This is a genomic window from Embleya sp. NPDC020630, from assembly GCF_044334985.1.
In the GTDB taxonomy this organism is placed as follows: Bacteria; Actinomycetota; Actinomycetes; order Streptomycetales; family Streptomycetaceae; genus Embleya.
Genome location: NZ_JBIRUB010000038.1, coordinates 16,628 through 37,656, shown reverse-complemented (window position 1 = coordinate 37,656; position 21,029 = coordinate 16,628). Strand labels below are relative to the sequence as shown.

Below are 21,029 nucleotides of genomic sequence, written 5' to 3'. Positions count from 1 at the left end.
GGAGCGACAGTAGCCCGCCGGCCCCTCCCGCGACCCTGCGGGGTTGTCGGTTTCGGGGTGTGTTCGGTGGCATTCGTCGGCCGTGCGCGGGTCCGGCGGGCGGTCCGGGCCGGGCGGTTATGGGAATCCCGGGTAAATTGGAGGGATTGAACCGGTTTGTGAACGCACATCCGGCCCGGTCCGGCGGTGCGATGACTGAGCCGGCGTGTCCCGGGAACTACTGCCACGTCGGTTTCGGTGGATTTTCGAGTCCAGGGGCGTGGTGATGGAGAGTCGGGAACCTCGAACGACGGCGGCCGAGCGCCGCGAGGCGGAGGCCGCTCGCCGTCGCCGGCGCACCCTCTTCCTGCGCGAACTCGCCGAGGCGCGCGAGTTGCGGGCCCGCATTCAACCGCGGCGCGCGCGCAACGAGCGGCTACGACAGATGATGCGGATGCGTACGTTCCGTTACTGAAAACGATCCGCGCGCGATCGTCGCGGCGACCTTGTTCGTCAACGTGCGCCAATTCCCGTCGTGGTGGTCCGGTATCTGCCACGATGCGAGAGACAACGCCGAAGCGAACGATCTTGGAGAGTCCCGTGGCGTACTTCGCCGCAGTGCTCGTACGTACAGACGAGCAGTGGGAGGCCCGTGAAGCCGACCTCGACGATGTCGAGGACTCGGCCGGGATGACCGCCCTGGCACGGTCGGCGGCGGTGGACGACGAACCGGTACTGCTGTTCGTCGAACAGGAGGACACCTGGTTCGCGGTCGTCCGGGTGGACGGTGAGGAGGACCCGCGCATCTACGTCTCCGACGTGGCCGCGGTCTCCCGCAGCGCCTACGCGGACGCGTTGCTGACGGCCGATGTGCTCGACGGCCTGGAGGAGGACGACGAGGCCGTGCTGCCGACCGGTCCGGCCGGCGACGAGACCGTCCTGGTGGACCTGGGGGTGTCGGCCCAACTGCTGGCCGACCTCGCGGGCGAGGCGGGGCTGCCCGCGGACGCCATCGCGGTGATAGCGGAACGGCTGGGCTGCGCGGACGAGTTGGAGACGGTCCGCTGAGCACGATGCCCCCACCGGTGCCCGAGCCCCGATTCGATCCCGCGCTGCGACGGTACGAGCCGGCCATGCGGCTGGCCCTGGCCGAGGCGGCGCCGGCGGTGGACACGGGAGACGTGCCGGTGGGGTGCGTGGTGCTCGGCCCGGACGGCGCGGTGCTCGGCCGCGGCCGCAACGAACGCGAGGCGCACGGCGACCCGACGGCGCACGCCGAGATCGTGGCGCTGCGCGAGGCCGCCAAGGCCGTCGGGCAGTGGCGCCTGTCCGGCTGCACGCTGGTGGTCACCCTGGAGCCGTGCACGATGTGCGCGGGCGCGATCGTCCTGGCCCGGGTCGACCGCGTGGTCTTCGGCGCCTGGGACCCCAAGGCCGGCGCCGCCGGCTCCCTGTGGGACGTACTCCGCGACCGCGGCCTCAACCACCGCCCGGAGGTCGTCGCCGGCGTCGCGGCGGCGGAGTGCACCACGATCCTGCGCGACTTCTTCACCCTCAACCGCACCGACGAATCCGGTTACGAACCACACCCCGGCATCCGGTAAGCTCTCTCTCGGTAGCGTGTCCGAGTGGCCTAAGGAGCACGCCTCGAAAGCGTGTGATGGTGCAAGCTATCCGTGGGTTCAAATCCCACCGCTACCGCTCTTGCAAGACGAAGGCGCCATCCGGATTCCGGGTGGCGCCTTTGGCGTTTTCGGGGGCCTGGCGGGGGCTGCCGCCCCTTTGGGGTGGGGCGGCAGCGGGGCTTCGGGTCAGCAGCCGGGGGTTTGGCTGGGCGGGGGCGGGGGTGGCGGGGACAGGATGGCCGCGGCGGCCTCCGGGGTGGCCAGGTCGGTCCACGCGTCGCCGATGGCCAGGTCCACCGAGCCGTCGGTGCGCTGGTCCTCCTTGTCGGTGGAGCCCGCGACCTGGGCGGCGACGACCTTCGCGGGGGTGGCGCCGGGGAAGCCGTGGCGGATCTCGGCGGTGGCCGCGATCGGCGCGTTCAGCGGGTCGTTGGTGACCTTGCCGATGGTGAATCCGCGCGTCTTGAGCGCTTCGGCGACGGTCTTGGCCAGGCCGGTGCGCTTGGTGGCGTTGTAGACGTTCACCGTGATCGTCTTGGGCTCGGGCAGGGGCGCGGCCTGGGTGGGCGGCGGGGCCGAGGCGGTGGGCGAGGGGCAGGCCGCGGCGGTGCCGCCGTCGTCGGAGGTGAAGTGGTACACACCCCAGCCGGCGGTCGCCAGGACCACCAGGCCGACCACGATCGCGATCACCACGGGCATGCGTCGCCTGCGCCGCGTCATCCGCGGATACAGCTTGCCAGTGATCTTGTACTGGCCTCCCATGCCGCGGGGAGTGAGCATGCTCATCGGTGCGCCCCCGTCCTCCTCCTGCACGGCATGGCCGTGGTCCCGGTCGCCATGGAGTCGAGATTAGCGCCGACCTGGCACCTTGCGTATCCGGGCACGGCCGTACTCGTGACGACCACCTGATCGGGCCGCCGAGGTTGCGTGTTCAGCCGAGTTCGAGCACGCGCGCGTGCAGCACCTGGCGTTGTTGGAGGGCGGCTCGGACCGCGCGATGCAGGCCGTCCTCCAGATACAGGTCGCCCTGCCATTTCACGACGTGCGCGAAGAGATCGCCGTAGAAGGTCGAGTCCTCGGCGAGCAGCGTGTCGAGGTCGAGTTGCCGCTTCGTCGTGATGAGTTGGTCCAGACGCACGGGCCGCGGGGCGATGTCGGCCCATTGCCGGGCACCCGACCTCCCGTGGTCCGGGTACGGTTTGCCGTCACCGATCCGCTTGAAGATCACAGGCTCAGCCTACCGGGATCGTGGTCCCCGAACCCCCACCCTGTGCCGAAGCGAGGGAGCGGCGTCGCGGATCGGGTCGGCTCGGATGGCCGATCCGCCGGGGCAATCGGGATATTTCTTGCGCTATCGGTGTATTCGCTTTCCGGATCCCGGTGAGCGGAGGAGCGCATGACCGAGCAGGACGACACCGTCGCGACCATCACAGCCGGGTACACCTTCACGGGACCCGCGGTGGAGTTGGGCGCCGCCGTCGTCGCGGGAAGCGCGTACCCGCAGGCGCCGGTGCGGGTCCCGCTCGGGGTGCTCAACCGGCACGGGCTGGTCGCGGGTGCGACCGGGACCGGCAAGACCAAGACGCTGCAACTGATCGCGGAGCAACTGTCCGCGCAGGGCGTCCCGGTCTTCCTCGCCGACGTCAAGGGCGACCTCTCCGGCATCTCCGCTCCGGGGGAGCCCGGGGAGCGGGTCGCCGCACGGGCGGCCGAGGTCGGTCAGGACTGGCAACCCGGCGGATGTCCGGCCGAGTTCTACGCGCTCGGCGGGATCGGTACCGGGGTGCCGATCCGGGCCACGATCACCGACTTCGGGCCGACGCTGCTCGCGAAGGTGCTGGATCTGAACGAGACGCAGGAGTCCTCGCTCGGGCTGATCTTCCACTTCGCCGATCAACGCGGCCTGGAACTGGTGGATCTGAAGGACCTGCGCGCGGTGATCCAGTTCCTGACGGACGATCAGGGCAAGGCGGAGCTCAAGGGGATCGGCGGTCTGTCCGCCGCCACCGCCGGGGTGATCCTGCGCGCGCTGATCACGTTGGAGAACAACGGCGGCGCGGCGTTCTTCGGCGAACCGGCCTTCGACACCGCCGATCTGCTGCGCACCACCTCCGACGGGCAGGGTGTGGTCTCGCTGCTCGAACTCGCGGCGGTACAGGACAAGCCGCAGTTGTTCTCCACCTTCCTGATGTGGCTGCTCGCCGACCTGTTCCACGATCTGCCCGAGGTCGGCGACCCGGATCGGCCGCGCCTGGTGTTCTTCTTCGACGAGGCGCATCTGCTGTTCACGGGCGCGTCGAAGGCGTTTTTGACCGCGATCACCCAGACCGTGCGGCTGATCCGGTCGAAGGGGGTCGGGATTTTCTTTGTCACGCAGACGCCGCGTGACGTGCCCGCCGATGTGCTGTCCCAGTTGGGCAATCGGGTCCAGCACGCGCTGCGCGCCTTCACGCCGGAGGACGCGAAGGCGCTCAAGGCCACCGTGTCCACGTTCCCGCGCTCGTCCTACGACCTGGAGCAGGTGCTCACCCAGGCCGGCACCGGCGAGGCGGTGGTGACCGTGCTCGGCGAGAAGGGTGCGCCGACGCCGGTGGCCTGGACCCGGCTGCGGGCGCCGCGGTCGCTGATGGCGCCGATCCCGGAGGAGGCGATGCGCACGTTGGCGGCGAACTCGCCGCTGTTCCCCACGTACGGCACCGCCGTCGACCGCGAGTCGGCGTTCGAGAAGCTGACGGCGGCCCAGGCCCAGGCCCAGGATCAGTCCCAGGCGCCCGCGGAACCCGCAAAGACGCCCGCGCCCGACGAACCCGCGCGCGGGCGAGCCCGGGAGGAGAAGCCGAAGCCCGGGATGGTCGAGCAGATGATGGGCAACTCCGCGGTGAAGTCGATGTTGCGCTCGATGGGCACCCAGATCGGCCGGGAGATCACCCGCAGCCTGTTCGGCACCGCCCGCCGCAAACGCTGACGGGCGGGTCGACGAGGGGCCGGGTTCAGCGGCGCGGCATCTTCGCGAACGCCTCGATCCAGAAGCGCTGTTTGTCCACCGATTGGCCGACCAGATAGCTGGAGCGTAGCTTGGGCGGCAGGCCGGCGAGCAACTGCGCGACGGTGTCCATGTGTTCGCGCAGCTGGGACAACTCGGCGTTGGCCAGCACCTGGTGCACGATGTCGGTGTCGTCGGTGCCCTCGCCGGACTCCTCGTTGGCCGCGTCGAGTCGGCGCACCCATTCGTCGAGGTTGGCGGAGATGTCGCCGAGGCCGGTGGCCGGGTTCTCCGCGAACCTGGCTTCCAGGGCGTTCAGCGGCACGGGCGCGTATTCGCCGTCGCCGAGGTAGACCTTGGCCATCTCCAGCGGCAGGTCGCGCTGGTGCAGCTTGATCAGCCGCTCCAGGGTGCGCTTGGTGATCCAGTCGCGGCCCTCGTCGTCGATGTCGTTCTTCCACCACTCCAGCACCGTCTCGGCGACCGGGCCGTAGGTGGCGATCAGCCACTCGTTGGCCGGGATGTCCTCGGGACGAATGGTCAGCGACGCGGTGAAGCGGGTGGCCTGGGCGATGTTGTTGCGCGAGACGAGCATCTTGCGGCCGAGGTGGTACGGCGGGTTCTGCAGGGCTATCTGGGCGCGCAGGCCGGGGATCGGGCGGCCGGCGATGGACCACTCCTGGGTGACCTCCATCAGCTTGGCGAAGGTGGACTTGTCCTTGGGCCGGTTGTATTCGTCCCAGACGATCACCTTGGCGCCGGGATCGGTGAACTTGGCCGCCAGCAGGTTCTCCAGCGAGCCGTCGGGGGTGGGCACGGGCGCGCACAGGTCCTCGACGTTGGTCACCGGCAGCGAGAAGTAGAGCGGATCGTGGCCGAGTTCGGCGCGCACCACCTCGCGCACCACCTCGGTCTTGCCGCAGCCGGGCGGACCCTGGATCAGCACCGACCAGCGGCGGTGGATCGCCTCGCGGACGATCCGGCGCACGGCGTCGGGGGTCTGGTCGGGGTTGCGCACGCCCAGGCCGGAGGCGATCCGGTCGAGCACCTCGTCGGTGCGGTCCGGGCCGGGGGAGCCGTCCTTCTTGGTCTCGGTCAGCGCCAGCCGCTCGCCGTTGACCAGCGGCAGCCCCCACACCAGCGGGAAGCCGGCCAGCGCGCAGTCGATCACGTGCTCCAGCGTGCGCGGGGACATCAATTGGCGCAGCGCCGGGGACAGGCTGGTCCACACCTGGAAGACCTGGGTCAGGTCGGTGCCGGCGAAGCGCTCGGCGAGCTTGTAGCGCCACGCGGTGTCCGTCGCGGTGATCTTGACCGTGACCATGCGGTCCAGGATGGCCAGGTCGGTACGCCGGGTCGCGGTCTCGGCCAGCGACTCGTTGTCGGTGAGGAAGACGCCCACGCAGCCGAGTTGGCGCAGGTCGTGTTCGCCGAGCGTCCAGTTGCAGGCGATCTGCATGAGCTGGGACTGGATCGTCTCGCCCGCCTGCAACGCGTCGTCGATCAGCAGCACGAAGCGTTTCCCGGGCCGCAGTTGACGCATGATCAGCTGACGCAGCACCAGTTCGCCGGTGCGCGCGTCCCGGACGGGCGCGTTGATCAGCAGGTCGTCGGGGGTCAGGTTGGCGGCCGGGACGAAGACCAGGACCGTGTCCTCGTGCCGGTCCGGGATGTGGCTGAAGAACGTGGCGGTCTTGCCGATGCCGTGTTCGCCGAAGATCTGCCCGGTCTGGCCGAGGTCGATCATCGCGTCGATGAACTCCTCGAGCTTGGACACGCCCTTCCACCCCTTGGGGCGCTCGGGAAAGGTGGCGGTGACCTTCCACTTGGGCTCGGACACGGGTCGGCCGGCGCGCGTGGTGTCAGCGGTGATCGTCATGGTTCCTTCCGGGGGCGGCCGCACGGCGTGCTGCTGCGGAGGGCTCTTCGGCCGGGGGCGTCGGTCGGCGCGGGCATCGGTCGGCGCGGTGTGTCGGCATCGGCGGCCCCGATCAGTGGTCGCCGGTGACGACGCGGTGACAGTCCATGGGCGGGTCGTGCCGCTCGGGCCAGTCGTCGCCGCCCTCGGTGATCAGCCAGATCCACTTGTCGGGGTCGGCAGGGGTGATCGGCGGCGCGTAGCCGTCGGTGAGCATCACCACCGCGTCCACCGATTCCTCGAACCGGCCCGATCCCTCGATCGCCAGCCGTCCCTCGACGTAGTCGGCGACGTTTTGGAAGTTCGTCCCGCCGCCGCCGAGCACCCGCTCGCCCGGCTTGAACGGCATCACCGTGCCGTCGAAGCTGAGCCAGTGCGTCTCCACGCCCTCGGCCTTGCCGACCAGTTCGGTCAACCAGCCCACCACGTGGTCGGGCATCGAGCCCGAGGTGTCGTAGGCGATCACCACGACCTTGGTGCGCTCCAGACCGCGTCGGGCGAGCATCGGGTCGTGGCCCAGCGCGGCGAGCAGCGCGCCGCGCTTCTTCGGATATACCAGCCGCTCGCCTTCGCGCAGCTTGGAGGCCAGTACGTCGACCAGCCACTGCTGCCACCACTCGACCCGACGGGTGCGCTGGGTCTCGCCGCGCAGGAAGCCGGCCCCCAGATCGCCCCAGAGCTTGGAGGTGCGGTCGGTGGCGCCGTCGGTGCGCGAGAGCAGGTCGAGCAGCTCCCGCCGGGCCAGCCGCTCACCCCGCCGCGCCGCCAGCAGCACGCTGCGCAGCACCTCCGAGGCCACCCGGTCGACCGTCTCGCCGTCCATGCCGTCGTGGAGCCCGGTGCCCTCGCCCAGGATCACGTGTACGCACAGCGGGGGCGGTACCGGCGGGTGCTTCATGCGCTTGAGTTCGGCGTAGACCGTCGCGTCGGTGTCCACGAAGTCGTCGTAGGGCAGCGACTCCAGGCCCCGGTCCTGTAGGTCCTTGACGTAGGCGCGGTGGATCTCGCGCGGGTCGATGCCGGTCGGCTCGCCGATCTGCGCGCCGGTGTCCGGGTCGACCCGCCGCACGATCGGCAGCGACGTGCGGCCGAGGCGGGTCATCGCGACGTGGTTGATGGTCACCTCGGCGGCGAGCGTGAACACCGGGTCGGCGCGCAGGTCGGCCTCGGCGAACAGGTGCCGCTGGATCAGGTGCCGTGCCTCGTGGAAGAGCACGAACTTGACGCCGTCCAGGCCCAGATCGCAGAAGAACCGCGGGTTGTAGAGCAGCAGGCAGGTGCCGTCGCCGGAGGCCATCACGGCGGCCGTGTCGATCGCGGTGGTCGGGATGTGGTGGTGGCACTTGGTGTACAACCACGAGGCGATGACCGACAGTTCCATGCCGAAGTCGAGCAGCGCCTCTTCCTTGAGCTTGCGGGCCCGCGCGATCACCTCGTCGTCGGCCGGTCGCCAGGCCTCCAGCGCCCGACGGTCGGTCAGGCTCACGATCGGCGCCTGCGGGGCACGTTCGCCGTACGCCACGTCCGTCACCTCCCCTCGGTGTCCCTCGATGATTCCAGTGCCGACCGACACCCGCTCGAGTGGTCCGGACACCGCCGTCGGTTCCACATTGTGGGCCGCACCGGGGGCCAGGGTCAGGGGGTTTTCCCGCGTTCGCGCCTCACCCGGCGGCGATGAACTCGCGGATCCTCGCGACGAACTCGTCCTGCTTCTCGAACATCACCACGTGTCCGGAGTCGATCTCGACGTACGAGCTGTTCGCGATCGCGTCGTGCAGGGCCCGGCTGTGCTCCACCGGGATGGTGGCGTCCTGCGCGCAGCCGACGACCAGCGTCCGGGTCCGGATCCGCGGCAGCAGCGGGCGGATGTCGAGGGCCACGTCGTAGTCCACGTGTCGCAGCGTGCCCGGGGTCGGCGTCATGTTCCGCGTCATCGCCTCGACCGCGTCGCGACCGATCGAGTTCAAAAAGCCCCGGCCGAAGCCGGTCATCGTGACGAACCGGGAGAACGACTCGGCGTCGGTGTCCCCGAGCCGGCGCCACAGCGCGAAGGTGTTGCGCAGGTATTCGTCGCCCTCGGTGTACGCCCACCCGGCGACCAGGATCAGTCGGTGCACCAGGTCCGGCCGCAGCGCGGCGACCGCGGCGACCACGGTCGCGCCCATCGAGAAGCCGAGCAGGTCCACGGGGCCGAGGTCGGCGTCCTCGATCACCGCGATCACCTGGTCGGTCAGGATCTCGACGGTCAGCGCGCCGCCGTCGTCGACGGTGGCGTCGGTCCCGGACAGGTCCGGGGCGATGACCACCCGGTCCCCGTCGAGGAGGGGGATGGTCGAGCCCCAGTTCACCGGCACCCCCACGGACCCGGTCCCGTGCACGAGCAGCAGCGCGGGGCCGGCGCCGGAACCGGAGACGGCGTAGTGGACCTGGGCGTCGGCGACCTTGACGACGGGCATGGCGAACTCCTTCACGAAACGGCGGGTGTCGAACGACGAACGGCCGGTGTCGAACGACGTCGGGCATCGGCTCCGACACCCGAACCCTGCCGCCGGGGCCTTCGGCCCGGGAGAGCATCGCCGACCCTGGGATCGGCGGTCCCAGGGTCGGCGATGCGGCGATGCGCGACGATGGGCGCATGAAGATTGTTCGGGACCAGCTCGCCGACTTCCTGCGGCGCTCCCGGGAGCGGGTCTCGCCCCAGGAGGTGGGGCTGCCCGCCGGGCCTCGGCGGCGTACGCCCGGCCTGCGCCGGGAGGAGGTGGCGCAGCTCACCGGAATGTCGGCCGACTACTACATCCGCCTGGAGCAGGCCCGCGGGCCGCAGCCGTCCACGCAGATGCTCGGCGCGCTGGCGCGGGCGTTGCGGTTGAGCGACGACGAGCGGGATCACCTGTACCTGCTGGCCGGGCATCGCCCGCCCGCGGCGCGGACCGCCGGCGACGAGGTGGCGCCGGCGCTGCTGCATCTGCTGGATCAGCTGGACGCCACGCCCGCGCAGGTGCTCGACGACCTCGGTGACGTGTTGGCGCAGAACGCGATGGCGCAGGCCCTGCTCGGCGGGGTGTGTACGGTCTCGGAGCACGGCCGCAACGTGGTGTGGCGGTGGTTTGCCGACGCCCGACAGCGGGCCGCGTATCCGGCCGAGGAGCACGAGTACTACAGCCGGCTGCACGTGGCCGACCTGCGGGCCGCCGCCGCGCACCGGCCGGACGACGCGGCGGTGACGCGGCTGGTGAGCCGGTTGCGCGAGGCCAGCGACGAGTTCGCCGAGTTGTGGGATCGGCACGAGGTGGCGGTGCGGCGGCACAGCCGGATGCGGGTGTTGCACCCGGTGCTCGGTCTGGTGGAGGTGGACTGCCAGGTCCTGATCACCCCCGAGGACAACCGCCGGGTGGTGCTGTACACCCCGGCCCCGGGCGATGACCTGGCCGGTCGGCTGGCCCTGCTGCGCCGACCAGCGGGCGGCGACACCCTGGCGTTCGGCTGAGTCGGCGGCGGCCGGCCCGGGGTGGGCCGGGCCGGTGTCGAATGGTCAGCGGGCGAGCAGCGCGTTGAGGTCGCCGTACGGGATCGCGTCGGCGAGGCCGGTGTAGGTGCCGCTGTCGTACAGCTCCCGCGCCGCGCGGCGGACCACGGCGTAGGCGGCCTCGGCGACGGCGGAGCCCAGGCTGACCCGGGCCACGCCGAGCCGGCCGAGTTCGGCGACGTCGGGGGCGCCGGGGCCGACCAGGATGTTGAGCGGGGCGGTCAGGGACGCGGTGAGCGCGGCGATGGTGGGCGGGTCGACCACGCCGGGGACGAAGATGCCGTCGGCGCCGGCGGCGAGGTAGGCGCTCGCCCGGTCGAGCGTCTCGCGCAGGCGGTCGGCGGGCTCGCCGGTGCCTCGGAGGTAGGTGTCCACCCGGGCGTTGAGGTAGAGCGGGACGTCGGCGGCGTCGGCGGCGGCCCGGGCGGCGGCGATGCGCTCGGCCTGGTCGGCGATCGGGCGCAGCGGTGTCGGGCCGCCGTGCGAGGCGTCCTCCAGGTTGATCCCGACGGCGCCGGCGGCGAGCACGCCGCGCACGGTCTCGGCGACGCCGTCCGGGTCGACGCCGAAGCCGCTTTCGATGTCCGCGGTGACCGGTACCTCGACCGCGGCCGCCACGCGGGCGATCAGTTCGAGGGCCCGGTCGCGGCCGAGGAGGTCGCCGTCGGCGGCGCCCAGGCCCCAGGCGACGCCCGCGCTGGTGGTGGCCACCGCGCGGGCGCCGGCCTCGACGACCAGGCGGGCGCCGGCGGCGTCCCAGACGTTGGCCAGGGCGAGGGGCGCGGAACTCGTGTGCAGGGCGCGGAAGGTCAGGGCGGTGTCACGCGGGCTCGTCATGGCCCCACTCCATCAGCCCGACCGGGCCGCGGCCGGCGGTTTTCCGCCGGCATCCCCTGGGCACGCGCTAGCGGGCCACGCGGGCGCAGATGTCGTCGGTGCCGCCGTGGAGCATGGTCAGGGTCTTGGTGCGGTCGGCGGTGATGTCCAGGATGTACACGCCGTCGATGGTGTAGACGCCGCGCGGCATGTTGCCGCCGTTCGCGCGGAAGGTGGTGAGTACGGGGCCGAGCGCCAGCCAGCGCTGGGAGCCGTCGAGGCGATAGTCGACGACGGCGCTGCCACCGGCGTCGGCGTCGAAGTGGGTGCCGGTGTCGGTGTTGGTCACCCGCATGACCAGGGGGCCCTTGTACGCGACCCGTTTCGGGGTGCCGTCGGGGTGGGTTTCGAGGACTCGTTGCACCACCTCGTCGAGGATCGCCTCCGCGTGTACGGGGAAGTCGCAGCGGGCACCGGCCGGGTAGTCGAACGGCGGGGTGGGCGGGGCGGGTTCCCAGGCGGAGGGGGCTTCGGTCGTGCTCTCGGCCGCGGTCGGGGTGGGGTCGGCGGCCGATGCGGGCGCCGTTGCGGCGCTGCCGAGGAGGGCGGCAAGTACCGTCAGGGTGAGGAAGGTTCGGCGCATGGGCTTCCTTTGCGAGGTGGGGTGCGGTCGACCCGCCCGATTCGGGGGGCGTCGCCCAGCCTCCGCCCCCGCGCTGACCGGATTCTCACCACGCGGGGCCGGTGGAGGTGGTCATGGAGTTTCGGTTGCTCGGTGCCTTTGAGGCGTGCCACGAGGGGCGGAGCGTGCTGGTGGGCACGCGCCGTCAGGAACGGTGTCTGCTGGCCCTGCTGCTCCTCGACGCCGGGAGCGTGGTCGGCACGGAGCGGCTGATCGACCTGATGTGGCAGGAGAGTTCGCCTGCCTCGGCGCGTGGCACGGTGCACACCTACATCGGTCGGCTGCGGGCCCGGCTTGCGCCGTACGGGTTGCGGGTGCGGACCCGGCACGGTGGTTACACGGTGGATGCCGGCGCGCATGCCGTGGATGTACGGGAGTTCCTGGACCTGGTCGGACGGTCGGGACGCGCCGCGGATCCGGCGGAGCGTTTGCGGTGTCAGGATCGGGCGCTGGCGCTGTGGCGGGGGCCGCTGCTCGCGGACGTGATCGACGATCGGCTGCGCGGTCGGCTGGCCGGGCGGCTGGACGAACTGCGCGTGTCCGTGCTGGAACAGCGTGCCGAGGCTCGGCTCGCGATGGGGTTGCACGATCGGGTCCTGGCCGATCTGGCGCCGGTGGCCGAGGAGTTCCCGGCTCGGGAGCGGCTGGTGGCGGCCCGGATGACCGCGCTGAGTCGCGCCGGTCGCCGGGCCGAGGCGCTGGAGGCGTACCGGCGTACCCACAAGGTGCTGGTGAGCGAACTGGGCATCGAGCCGGGGCCGACGCTGACCACGCTGCACGAGCGCATCCTGCGCGGTGACCCGAGCCTGGATCGGCCCTCGGCGCCGGTGTACGCGGTGCGGGTCGGGGAGGAGTGGCTGCCCTGGAACACGAGCGGGGATCCGGCGCTGGAGTTCTGCAACACGTACGCGGGCTGGGGTGGCCCCGAGCGCCCGGGCGCGGACTGGTTGCGCGGCTACGCCACGCTGGCGGTGTGGACGGGGCATCTGGACCTGGCCGACGAGCGGCTGGTCGCGTGGCTGCGTCGGCGGGCGGAGGAGCGGCCCGTCGAGGCCGCCGCAGCACTGGCGCGGGCGCGGGAGTTTCGGGCCGATCTGTACGCCTGCCTGACCGATCCGCAGGACGTGCGCGCGTTCAACGCGGTGGCCGAGACGGCTCGGGAGGCGGCCGGGGCGGCGGTGTTCCGGCGCGGCGAGGACGGGCTGGGGCGGTGGCGGTTGTCGCCGGCGGCGGGGTTGGCGCTGCCGATCTACGCGGTGGCCCGCAGCGCGGCCGAACTCCTGGCGGATCCGCGCCGGTTTTTCGTCCGCAGGTGTCCGGACGAGGCGTGCGGCTGGCTGTTCCTGGATGCGAGCGGGCGGCGTCGCTGGTGCAGCCTGGCGATCTGCGGCAACCGCTGTCGGGGCGCGCAGTGATCGTCGGCGGCGGAACCGTGTGGGATGGCGGCGTTTCGGCTGGTGAGGGTGTTGCGGGCTGGGGCCCGGGGGTGCGGTGGTGGGGCGCCCCGGTGCGGCGGTTCGCCGCTGAATTGCGCGTCGCCGGGGGCGGCGGGACGCTGGACGGGTAAGCCCTGCGGCGTTCGGCGAGTCCTGCAGGCCCGGCGGCGCCGGGGAATCGGCGCATGATTGCTTCCCGAGGGCCGGTCGGCGCGCGACCGGACGGGTTCGCGGTCCGCGTCCCGTCAGGGAGATGGTCATGGACGGCAAAACTCTCGAAGACATGCGCACCGCGCTGCGCGGGCCGGTGATCGGGCCGCACGACGCGGAGTACGACGCGGCGCGCGGTATCTACAACGCGATGATCGATCGGCGTCCGGCGGCCGTCGTGCGGTGCACGGACGCGGCGGACGTGATGGCGGCGGTGGACTTCATCCGCGACCACGACCTCGAACTCGCGGTGCGCGGGGGCGGCCACAGCGGTGGCGGGCTGTGTGTGGTCGACGACGCGGTGACCGTGGATCTGCGGCCGATGCGCTGGGTACGGGTCGATCCCACCGCGCGCACCGCCCGGGTCGGTGGCGGCACCCTGCTCGGCGATCTCGACCACGCCACGCACGCGTTCGGCCTGGGCACCCCCACCGGAATCATGTCGACGACGGGTGTCGGCGGGCTCACCCTGGGCGGCGGACACGGATATCTGACCCGCCGGTACGGGCTGACCGCGGACAACCTGGTGGCCGCGGACGTGGTGCTCGCCGACGGCGGCTTCGTGACCGCGAGCGAGAGTGAACACCCCGACCTGTTCTGGGCGCTGCGCGGCGGTGGGGGCAACTTCGGGGTGGTCACCTCGTTCCGCTTCCGGCTGCACGCGGTGAATATGGTGACCGGCGGCGTCACCGTGTGGCCGGCCGAGCGCACGCGCGAAGTGCTGCGGTGGTACCGCGAGTTCCTGCCGCAGGCGCCCGAGGAGCTGTACGGCTTCTTCGCGCTGCTGACGGTGCCGCCCGGGCCGCCGTTCCCCGAGGAGATCCACGGGCGCGCGATGTGCGGCGTGGTGTGGTGCTGGAGTGGCGATCCGGACGCGGCCGAGCGGGTACTCGCCGTGGTGCGCGAACCCGGCGCGCCGGCCTTCCACTTCGCCGCACCGATGCCGTACCCGGCGTTCCAGTCGATGTTCGACGAGTTGATCCCCGCCGGCCTCCAGTGGTACTGGCGCGGGGACTTCTTCGATCGCATCACGGACGACGCGATCGACGTGCACGCCGGGTACGCGGAGAACCTGCCGACGGCGCTGTCCACGATGCACCTGTATCCGATCGACGGGGCGGCGCATCGGGTGGATCGCGACGACACCGCGTGGGACTACCGGGACGCGGTCTGGTCCGGGGTCATCGGCGGTGTCGATCCGGACCCGGCCAACGCGGGGACGATTCGGCGGTGGTGCGTGGACTACTGGCAAGACCTGCATCCGCACTCGATGGGTGGCGCGTACGTCAACTTCATCGGTGAGGGGGAGGGCCACGATCGGGTCGAGGCGACATATCGCGGGCACTACGACCGGCTGGCCGAGATCAAGCGCAAGTACGACCCGGGGAACCTCTTCCACGCGAATCAGAACATCGTGCCCGCGCGATAGGACCGGCTTTCGCGGATTCGGGCCGACGGGGGGCGTCTGGGGGTGTGCCCTACCCCCGGGGTCCGGAATACCCGCTGTGCGCGGTCGTTTTCGGCGGCGAGGATGTGGTCATGACCCAGACGACCACATCATCCCCGGTGGCGGCCGTGCCGCGTGAGATTCCGCAGGAGCCGGGGGTGTTTCGGCTCTTTTTGCGCCGACTCGGGTTCGTGCTGGGCGGGTTGCCGCTGGGTGTCGCCGCGTTCGTGGTCGGGCTCGGCGGGTTCGCGATCGGCGCGGTGGGCTCGGTCCTGGTGTTCGGGATCCCGGTCCTGGTCGGGGTGTTTGCCGCGGCCGGGTGGTTCGCCTCGGTGGAGCGGCGGCGGGTGGAGGCGGTGACCGGTCGGGCTCTGCCGCCGCACGGCTACCGGGCGTCGACGGGTACGGGCTTCAAGGCGTGGCTGCGCGCGCTGCGCGACCCGCAGTCCTGGCGCGATCTGACGCACGCGGTGGTGTCCTTCCCGCTGCGGGTGGTGGGCTTTTGCCTCGCGCTGACCTGGACCGTGGGCGGGCTGGGGGAGGTGCTGTATGCCGCGTGGTCGTGGCCGATCCCGCGCGACGAGGGCAAGCAGGGTCTGCTCGACCTGATGTTCGGCGTCTCGTCGCGGGCCGCCGACATCGCGTTCAACACCGGGATCGGTGTGGTGCTGCTCGCCACGGCGGCGCCGATGACGCGGGCTCTGGTGGCGATCCAGGCCGGACTGGCCCGGGTGTTGCTGACCAATGAGACGGCGGCGTTGCAACTGCGTACCGAGCAGCTCGCCCAGGGTCGGCGCAGTGCGGTGGCGGCCGAGGCGAACACGCTGCGCCGGCTCGAACGGGACCTGCACGACGGGCCGCAGCAGCGGCTGGTGCGGCTCACCATGGACCTGGAGACGGTGGCCCGTCGGCTCGACGACGACCCCGACCGGGCCCGGCCGCTGGTCGCCGACATGATTTCGCAGAGCCACGAGGCGTTGACCGAACTGCGGGCGTTGTCCCGGGGGATCGCGCCGCCGATCCTGGCCGACCGGGGCCTGGTGCCGGCGCTGACCGCGGCGGCGGCGCGGTGTCCGGTCCCGGTGACGCTGACGGCCGAGTTGCCGCAGGGGCGGCGGTTCGCCCCGGTGGTGGAGAATACGGCGTACTTCGTGGTGACCGAGGCGCTGACGAACGTCGCCAAGCATGCCGGGGCCGAGCGGTGTCGGGTGCGGGTGTGGGTGAACGAGCGGGCGTTGTCGGTGGAGGTGCGCGACGACGGGCGCGGCGGGGCGCATCCCGGCAAGGGACACGGCCTGGCCGGGCTGGTCGACCGGTTGGCCGCGGTGGAGGGTCGGCTCGACGTGGTGAGCCCGGTCGGTGGGCCGACGACGCTGACCGCGGAGATTCCGTTGAGCGGGGTGGGGGAGCGTTGATGCGGGTGGTGCTGGCGGAGGATTCGCTGCTGCTGCGGGAGGGCCTGGTGCGCCTGCTCGAGGAGACCGGCGCGGAGGTGGTCGCGGCGGTCGGCGACGGCCCGTCCCTGGTGGAGGCGGTGGCCGCGCACCGGCCGGACGTGGCGGTGGTCGACGTCCGGATGCCGCCGACCTTCACCGACGAGGGCCTGCGGGCGGCCCTGCGGATCCGTCGCGAGGTGCCGGGGACGGCGATCCTGGTGCTGTCCCAGTACGTCGAGGAGAGCTACGCCGGCGACCTGCTGGCCGACGGCGGCGGCGTCGGCTACCTGCTCAAGGACCGCGTCTCCCGCCTGGACGAACTCTCCGACGCGCTCACCCGGGTCGCGGCCGGCGGCACCGTCCTGGACTCGGAGGTCGTCTCCGCCCTGTTCACCCGCCGCCGCGACGACCCACTGGCCGCCCTCACCCCGCGCGAACGCGAAGTACTCGCCCTGATGGCCGAGGGCCGCCGCAACACCGCCATCGGCCGCACCCTGTCCCTCACCCAGGGCACCATCGAGAAACACATCTCCGCCATCTTCGACAAACTCGCCCTCCCCCCATCCGACGACGACCACCGCCGAGTCCTCGCAGTCCTCACCTGGCTCCGCACCAACCCCTGACCCGAGCACGGCAACTCCCGAATGGGAATCGATCATTCCGTTACCAGCCGGGTGGCAACGGGCAACCTGCACGGAACCCGGCTTTGCGTCGCTGACGGGCTTCGACGCCTGGGCCCACGGGACGACGGCCCCGGCGGACCCGTACCTCTATCCGGGCACCCTTGGCTCGTTGAAGCCGAACCGGCCCTGAACCGAGGGGCTTTCGGACGAGCCGAGGTAGGCCAGGACGGCGAGGACGCGGCGGTTGGTGTCGTCGTCGGGCGGGAGGCCGAGCTTGGTGAGGATGTTGCGGACGTGCTTGCCGACGGCCGGTTCGGAGATGTCCAGGACGCGCATGATCGCGGCGTTGGACAGGCCTTCGGCGATCAACGCGAGGACCTGGCGTTCGCGCGGGGAGAGCGCGGCGACGGGTTCGGCGCGGCGGCGCAGGAGACGGGTGACGACCTGGGGGTCGACGGCGGTGCCGCCCGCGGCGACGCGGCGCAGGGTGGCGGCGAAGTCCTCGACGTCGACGATGCGGTCCTTGAGGAGGTAGCCGATCGCGCGTCCGCCGCCACCGGCGAGCAGTTCGGCGGCGCCGTCGGGCTCGATGTACTGGCTGAGGACGACGATCGGCAGGGCCGGGAACGTGGCGCGCAGCGCGAGTGCGGCGCGCAGGCCCTCGTCGGCGAACGCCGGGGGCATGCGGACGTCGGTCAGTACGAGATCGGGGACCCGCTCGTGGACGGCGGCGGTCAGCGCCGCGCCGTCCGCGACGGCGGTCACCTCGAAGCCGAGGCGCTCGAGCAGCCCGGTGAGGCTTGCCCGGAGCAGGACGGTGTCCTCGGCCAGGATCAGGCGCAGCGGGTTCACCGGTCGTCCTCCTGTGGATGGGGCGGGCACGGGATCGTCACCCGCACGAGGGTCGGCCCGCCCGGGGGGCTGGACACCCGGATCGTGCCGTCGACGACCGCGACCCGGTCGGCGAGCCCGCTCAGCCCGGTGCCGTCGGCGAGGCGGGCGCCGCCGCGTCCGTCGTCCTCGACGTCGACGGTCAGCCGGCCGTGCCGTACGCGGGCGGTGAGCCGGATGTTGTCGGCCGCGCTGTGCCGGAGCGCGTTGGCCAGCGCCTCGGCGGCGGCGAAGTACGCGGCGGTCTCGACCGCTCGCGGTGGACGGTGCGGCAGGTCGATGTCCGTGCCGACGGGCAGCGGGCAGAACTCGGCGAGTTCGTACAGGGCCGCGCCCAGCCCGCGGTCGGTCAGCACTTGGGGGTGGATGCCGCGGATCAGTTCGCGCAGGTCGGCCATCAGGGTCTTGGCCTGGTCGTGCGCCCTGGCGACGGCCTGCCCCGCCGGGGAGTCGGCGGGCAGGTCCATCCGGGCGAGGCCCAATTGCAGGGTCAGGCCGAGGAGTTGCTGCTGGGCGCCGTCGTGCAGGTCGCGTTCGATGCGGCGGCGCTCGGCGGCGAAGCCGTCCGCGAGGCGGGACCGGGAGCGGGTGACCTCGACGAGGCGGGTGGCGAGCGGGTCGGGGCGGGGCTCGACCAGGGTTCGGGACAGGGCGGCCTGCGCGCGGACGAGGGTGGTGAGAACCACGAGGCCCAGGACGCCCGCGGCGAGCCCGGCGGCGCAGTACGGAAGCGCGTCGGGGACACTGCGCGCGTGGCCGATGCCGAGCGCCACCGGGCCGCCGCTGCTGCGCGCGACCACGAGCGGCGCGGCGAGCCATACCGGGCACAGGACGGCCCAGGTCGCCGCGAGCAGCACCAGCCCGGGCCCGGCGACGGCGACCAGGTACCCGGCGGCGACCTCGCGCCAGGCGCGGGCCGTGGTGTACCTCGCGCGGAATCGAACGGCGCGGGGGCTCGGCTCGGGCTCGGCCGGTGCGGCCGGCGCGGATGCCAGTACGCGCAGCCGGCGGCGTTCCAGGGCGGCCAGCGGAGCCGCGGCCAGGGGCGCGACACCGACGGTCAGGAGGATCCCGAACAGCAGGAGCGCGGCACGGCGGACGGCGTCCGCCCACGAGGAGATGTCGGCGGGCCGGGTGCACGCCATCAGCACCGGCGTCGCGAATGTGCCGAGGACGACCAGGGCGAGGAGGCCGACGGGCAGGCCGAGGGCGAGGTAGGCGAGCCCGCGTCGCAGCCGTCGCAGCCGTCGCCGCAGGCCCGCGCCGGCGCTGCCGTCGGCAGGCGCGTGGTCGGCGGTCGCGCGGCCCCCGGACCGTCGGCTGCGGAGCAGGGCGGACGATGGCACGGCGGGTCCTCTCGTGATCGTTGGCAGCGGTGCGCAAACCGTACCCACCGGGCCGTCGAGCCCGCCTGGCCTTCCGGTCGCGCGCCCGGCGTCCGTCGACGCGGCTCGCGCGGTTCGAACGGCCCGCTCCGACGGACCGTGGCCCTCACGTACGCGCCCCGGCGACTCGCACCGGCCGCTCCCGCGTCGCCTTTCGCGTGGTCACCACGGCGGCCACCACCGTCACGGCGAACGCGCCCGACACGGTGGTCGCCACCATGCCCCACGGCACCACCACGATCGCCGTCCCCGTCGCGGCAGCCGTGCTCCTGGCCGTGCCGGCCATCCCCGCGGCCGCGACGAGACCGCCGAGCAGGAGGCCGATCGTGGTCACGGCACAGGCTTCGACGAGGGCCATCCGTACCACCTGCGGGCGTTCGAGGCCGCCGAGCCGCACGACCGCGAACTCGGTGCGGCGTTCGGCCGTGGCGATGACCAGCGCGTTGACCACGCCGATCAAGGCGTAGACGCCCGCGAGTGCGAGCAGTACCGCGAAGATCTTGTCGTTGCCGTCCTGCTGCGCATCGGCTCTGCCCTGCGCCCATCGCGCCACGCTGGTCGACGTGCCGAGACCCGCCGCGCGGATCCGCTTCGCGACCTCGGCGGCGGACACGCCCGGCGCGACCGTCAGTACGGACTCCGCCGGCGCGGCGGCCACGAGATCGGCGGGCAGCGCCTCGCGCGGAATCAGGAACTCGTCGCCGATGTCCAGCGTTTCCGGCAGTACCGCGACCACCCGCAGGGTGCGCTCGTGCCCCGCGACGTCGACGCTCACCGTGTCTCCGACGCGCGGGGGACGGTAGCCCTCGGCGGCCACCGCGGAGCCGACGGCCACGGTGTCGCCGCGCAGGTCCGCCAGCGAGCCGGACGCGGGCGCGAGCGTACGGGCCCGTGCGTAGGCGGCCGGGTCGACGGCGATCACCCGCTCGTCGAACACGTGCGGCCGGGCGGCCCCGGCGCCGTCCCGGCGCACCTCGGCGGTCACCGGCACCGGCACGGTCAGCCGGGTCGACACGTCCGCGACGCCCGGGATCCCCGCCAGCCGCGCCGCCCGCGCGCCGTCCGCCGACGTGACGACGAGGTCGCCGCGGGTGAGTTGTTCCTGCTCGACACCGATCGACCGCGCCAATACCCCCAACGCGCCCGACAATCCCAGGACGAGCGAGACGAGGGTGATCAGCGGCGCCGCGACGGCCGCGTTGCGACGCGCGCCGTCGCGGATGTTCGCCTCGGCCAGCGCACCCAGCGCGCTGCGCCGCAACATCAGCCCGAACACCCGTGCCACGAGCGGCACGACCAGCGGAGCGAGCGCCGACAGCGCCACCGCGCCGACGACCGCGAGCGCCATCGCGATGGTGACCGCGCCGATCATGTCGGCGGCCTGCGCGCCGACGGCGAGCACGATCGACAGGGCCAGGCACGACAGGCCGACGCACCACCGGCCCGGCGTCATCACGCGAGCCGCCGCGCCGGTGTCGTGCATGGCCTCCAAGGGGCGGATGCGCCCCGCGCGCCGAGCCGCGTTCCATGAGCCGAGCAGGGCGATGCCGGTTCCGGTGGCGCCCGCGACGAGTACGGCCTTCCAATCCCAGTACGTCGGTCGGAACCCGGCCAGCACGAAGCCGACGTGTTCCAGCAGTCGTACCTGGACCCACGTGGCGATCAGCCCCAGCGGAGCGCCGCACAGCGCACCGACGAAACCCAGCAGCAGCGACTCGGCCGCGAGCAACCGCCGCACCTGGCCGCGGCCGCCACCCAGCACGCGCAGCAGCGCGAGGTCCCGACGGCGCTGGGCGACCGCGAACGCGCAGGTCGAGCCGACGACGAAGACCGCGAGGAACACCACGAGCGGGACCTGAAGCCCCATCAGCATCGCCGCGCCGACGAAGCCTTCGCGCATCTCGTTGCGTTCGGCGTGCGGCAGGTCGGCCGGGATGACCGGATCGGACACCGACATCAACACCAGCAGCGAGGCCTGGACGAGTGCGACGCCCAGCGCGATGGCGACCAGCGCACCCGCGAACAACTGCTTGCGGTCGCGCAGTGTGCTCCAGGAGAGCGTGAACATCGGC

19 protein-coding genes and 1 tRNA gene are annotated in these 21,029 nt (G+C 72.3%); 10 read left to right on the top strand and 10 right to left on the bottom strand.

Features of this window, described 5'->3' with window-relative positions:
- Nucleotides 1–265: 265 nt before the first annotated feature.
- From ACH4XV_RS46505 to ACH4XV_RS46490, 4 genes are all read left to right on the top strand, one after another.
- Nucleotides 266–454: a hypothetical protein gene (locus ACH4XV_RS46505; protein WP_078979378.1), complete on the top strand. Its 189-nt coding sequence runs from the start codon at nt 266–268 to the stop codon at nt 452–454.
- A gap of 113 nt (nt 455–567) precedes the next feature.
- Nucleotides 568–1,047 carry a tRNA adenosine deaminase-associated protein gene (locus ACH4XV_RS46500; protein WP_395800355.1) on the top strand — a complete coding sequence of 160 codons (480 nt, stop codon included), beginning with the start codon at nt 568–570 and terminating at the stop codon, nt 1,045–1,047.
- Nucleotides 1,048–1,052: 5 nt separating this feature from the next.
- On the top strand, nt 1,053–1,583 hold the full coding sequence (gene tadA / locus ACH4XV_RS46495) for a tRNA adenosine(34) deaminase TadA (RefSeq protein WP_395800353.1): 531 nt from the start codon (nt 1,053–1,055) through the stop codon (nt 1,581–1,583).
- A gap of 10 nt (nt 1,584–1,593) precedes the next feature.
- Nucleotides 1,594–1,680, top strand: a tRNA-Ser gene (locus ACH4XV_RS46490).
- Between the two features lie 110 nt (nt 1,681–1,790).
- Here the strand turns inward: ACH4XV_RS46490 and ACH4XV_RS46485 are convergent.
- Together ACH4XV_RS46485 and ACH4XV_RS46480 are read right to left on the bottom strand one after the other, a co-directional pair.
- Nucleotides 1,791–2,390 carry a LytR C-terminal domain-containing protein gene (locus tag ACH4XV_RS46485; RefSeq protein WP_395800351.1) on the bottom strand — a complete coding sequence of 200 codons (600 nt, stop codon included), beginning with the start codon at nt 2,388–2,390 and terminating at the stop codon, nt 1,791–1,793.
- A gap of 145 nt (nt 2,391–2,535) precedes the next feature.
- The gene (locus tag ACH4XV_RS46480) at nt 2,536–2,832 is read right to left on the bottom strand and encodes a type II toxin-antitoxin system VapB family antitoxin (protein WP_020556786.1); all 297 of its coding nucleotides are present in this window, start codon (nt 2,830–2,832) and stop codon (nt 2,536–2,538) included.
- Nucleotides 2,833–3,000: 168 nt separating this feature from the next.
- On the opposite strand from ACH4XV_RS46480, the gene ACH4XV_RS46475 reads away from it, so the two are divergent.
- The gene (locus ACH4XV_RS46475; RefSeq protein ID WP_395800349.1) at nt 3,001–4,569 is read left to right on the top strand and encodes a helicase HerA-like domain-containing protein; all 1,569 of its coding nucleotides are present in this window, start codon (nt 3,001–3,003) and stop codon (nt 4,567–4,569) included.
- Between the two features lie 25 nt (nt 4,570–4,594).
- Here ACH4XV_RS46475 and ACH4XV_RS46470 read toward each other — a convergent pair whose 3' ends face one another.
- From ACH4XV_RS46470 to ACH4XV_RS46460, 3 genes are all read right to left on the bottom strand, one after another.
- Nucleotides 4,595–6,466, bottom strand: coding sequence for an AAA family ATPase (locus ACH4XV_RS46470; RefSeq protein ID WP_395800347.1), 1,872 nt, complete (start codon nt 6,464–6,466; stop codon nt 4,595–4,597).
- Nucleotides 6,467–6,578: 112 nt separating this feature from the next.
- On the bottom strand, nt 6,579–7,994 hold the full coding sequence (locus tag ACH4XV_RS46465) for a hypothetical protein (protein ID WP_395800367.1): 1,416 nt from the start codon (nt 7,992–7,994) through the stop codon (nt 6,579–6,581).
- Nucleotides 7,995–8,166: 172 nt separating this feature from the next.
- Nucleotides 8,167–8,961, bottom strand: a complete 795-nt coding sequence (locus tag ACH4XV_RS46460; protein WP_395800345.1) for an alpha/beta fold hydrolase — start codon at nt 8,959–8,961, stop codon at nt 8,167–8,169.
- Nucleotides 8,962–9,140: 179 nt separating this feature from the next.
- On the opposite strand from ACH4XV_RS46460, the gene ACH4XV_RS46455 reads away from it, so the two are divergent.
- Nucleotides 9,141–9,992: a helix-turn-helix transcriptional regulator gene (locus tag ACH4XV_RS46455; RefSeq protein ID WP_395800343.1), complete on the top strand. Its 852-nt coding sequence runs from the start codon at nt 9,141–9,143 to the stop codon at nt 9,990–9,992.
- 45 nt (nt 9,993–10,037) lie between these two features.
- On the opposite strand, the gene ACH4XV_RS46450 is transcribed toward ACH4XV_RS46455, so the two are convergent.
- Nucleotides 10,038–10,868 (bottom strand): isocitrate lyase/phosphoenolpyruvate mutase family protein, encoded by an 831-nt coding sequence (locus ACH4XV_RS46450; protein WP_395800341.1) that lies wholly within the window; start codon nt 10,866–10,868, stop codon nt 10,038–10,040.
- Nucleotides 10,869–10,935: 67 nt separating this feature from the next.
- Nucleotides 10,936–11,490, bottom strand: coding sequence for a hypothetical protein (locus ACH4XV_RS46445; protein ID WP_395800339.1), 555 nt, complete (start codon nt 11,488–11,490; stop codon nt 10,936–10,938).
- Nucleotides 11,491–11,603: 113 nt separating this feature from the next.
- Here ACH4XV_RS46445 and ACH4XV_RS46440 point away from each other — a divergent pair, with 113 nt between their 5' ends.
- The 4 genes from ACH4XV_RS46440 (at nt 11,604) to ACH4XV_RS46425 (ending at nt 16,681) form a co-directional block, all read left to right on the top strand.
- Nucleotides 11,604–12,944 (top strand): BTAD domain-containing putative transcriptional regulator, encoded by a 1,341-nt coding sequence (locus tag ACH4XV_RS46440; protein WP_395800337.1) that lies wholly within the window; start codon nt 11,604–11,606, stop codon nt 12,942–12,944.
- A 280-nt stretch (nt 12,945–13,224) separates the two neighbouring features.
- The gene (locus tag ACH4XV_RS46435) at nt 13,225–14,604 is read left to right on the top strand and encodes an FAD-binding oxidoreductase (RefSeq protein ID WP_395800335.1); all 1,380 of its coding nucleotides are present in this window, start codon (nt 13,225–13,227) and stop codon (nt 14,602–14,604) included.
- A gap of 110 nt (nt 14,605–14,714) precedes the next feature.
- Nucleotides 14,715–16,037 carry a sensor histidine kinase gene (locus tag ACH4XV_RS46430; RefSeq protein WP_395800333.1) on the top strand — a complete coding sequence of 441 codons (1,323 nt, stop codon included), beginning with the start codon at nt 14,715–14,717 and terminating at the stop codon, nt 16,035–16,037.
- Nucleotides 16,037–16,681, top strand: coding sequence for a response regulator (locus ACH4XV_RS46425; RefSeq protein ID WP_395800331.1), 645 nt, complete (start codon nt 16,037–16,039; stop codon nt 16,679–16,681). The genes ACH4XV_RS46430 and ACH4XV_RS46425 overlap by 1 nt, the downstream gene beginning before the upstream one ends.
- Nucleotides 16,682–16,828: 147 nt before the next feature.
- Here the strand turns inward: ACH4XV_RS46425 and ACH4XV_RS46420 are convergent, their stop codons facing one another.
- The 3 genes from ACH4XV_RS46420 to ACH4XV_RS46410 form a co-directional block, all read right to left on the bottom strand.
- Nucleotides 16,829–17,515, bottom strand: coding sequence for a response regulator transcription factor (locus ACH4XV_RS46420; protein ID WP_395800365.1), 687 nt, complete (start codon nt 17,513–17,515; stop codon nt 16,829–16,831).
- 14 nt (nt 17,516–17,529) lie between these two features.
- Entirely contained in the window at nt 17,530–18,918 is a 1,389-nt protein-coding gene (locus ACH4XV_RS46415; RefSeq protein WP_395800329.1) for a histidine kinase, read from the bottom strand.
- 145 nt (nt 18,919–19,063) lie between these two features.
- Entirely contained in the window at nt 19,064–21,025 is a 1,962-nt protein-coding gene (locus ACH4XV_RS46410) for an FtsX-like permease family protein (RefSeq protein ID WP_395800327.1), read from the bottom strand.
- Between the last annotated feature and the right edge of the window lie 4 nt (nt 21,026–21,029).

Coding starts and splice junctions, on each gene's coding strand:
- ACH4XV_RS46450 (WP_395800341.1), bottom strand. CDS start 10,868: ATGACGAGCCCGCGTGACACCGCCCTGACCTTCCGCGCCCTGCACACG.
- ACH4XV_RS46505 (WP_078979378.1), top strand. CDS start 266: ATGGAGAGTCGGGAACCTCGAACGACGGCGGCCGAGCGCCGCGAGGCG.
- ACH4XV_RS46425 (WP_395800331.1), top strand. CDS start 16,037: ATGCGGGTGGTGCTGGCGGAGGATTCGCTGCTGCTGCGGGAGGGCCTG.
- tadA (WP_395800353.1), top strand. CDS start 1,053: ATGCCCCCACCGGTGCCCGAGCCCCGATTCGATCCCGCGCTGCGACGG.
- ACH4XV_RS46460 (WP_395800345.1), bottom strand. CDS start 8,961: ATGCCCGTCGTCAAGGTCGCCGACGCCCAGGTCCACTACGCCGTCTCC.
- ACH4XV_RS46410 (WP_395800327.1), bottom strand. CDS start 21,025: ATGTTCACGCTCTCCTGGAGCACACTGCGCGACCGCAAGCAGTTGTTC.
- ACH4XV_RS46440 (WP_395800337.1), top strand. CDS start 11,604: ATGGAGTTTCGGTTGCTCGGTGCCTTTGAGGCGTGCCACGAGGGGCGG.
- ACH4XV_RS46485 (WP_395800351.1), bottom strand. CDS start 2,390: ATGAGCATGCTCACTCCCCGCGGCATGGGAGGCCAGTACAAGATCACT.
- ACH4XV_RS46430 (WP_395800333.1), top strand. CDS start 14,715: ATGACCCAGACGACCACATCATCCCCGGTGGCGGCCGTGCCGCGTGAG.
- ACH4XV_RS46475 (WP_395800349.1), top strand. CDS start 3,001: ATGACCGAGCAGGACGACACCGTCGCGACCATCACAGCCGGGTACACC.
- ACH4XV_RS46445 (WP_395800339.1), bottom strand. CDS start 11,490: ATGCGCCGAACCTTCCTCACCCTGACGGTACTTGCCGCCCTCCTCGGC.
- ACH4XV_RS46455 (WP_395800343.1), top strand. CDS start 9,141: ATGAAGATTGTTCGGGACCAGCTCGCCGACTTCCTGCGGCGCTCCCGG.
- ACH4XV_RS46435 (WP_395800335.1), top strand. CDS start 13,225: ATGGACGGCAAAACTCTCGAAGACATGCGCACCGCGCTGCGCGGGCCG.
- ACH4XV_RS46470 (WP_395800347.1), bottom strand. CDS start 6,466: ATGACGATCACCGCTGACACCACGCGCGCCGGCCGACCCGTGTCCGAG.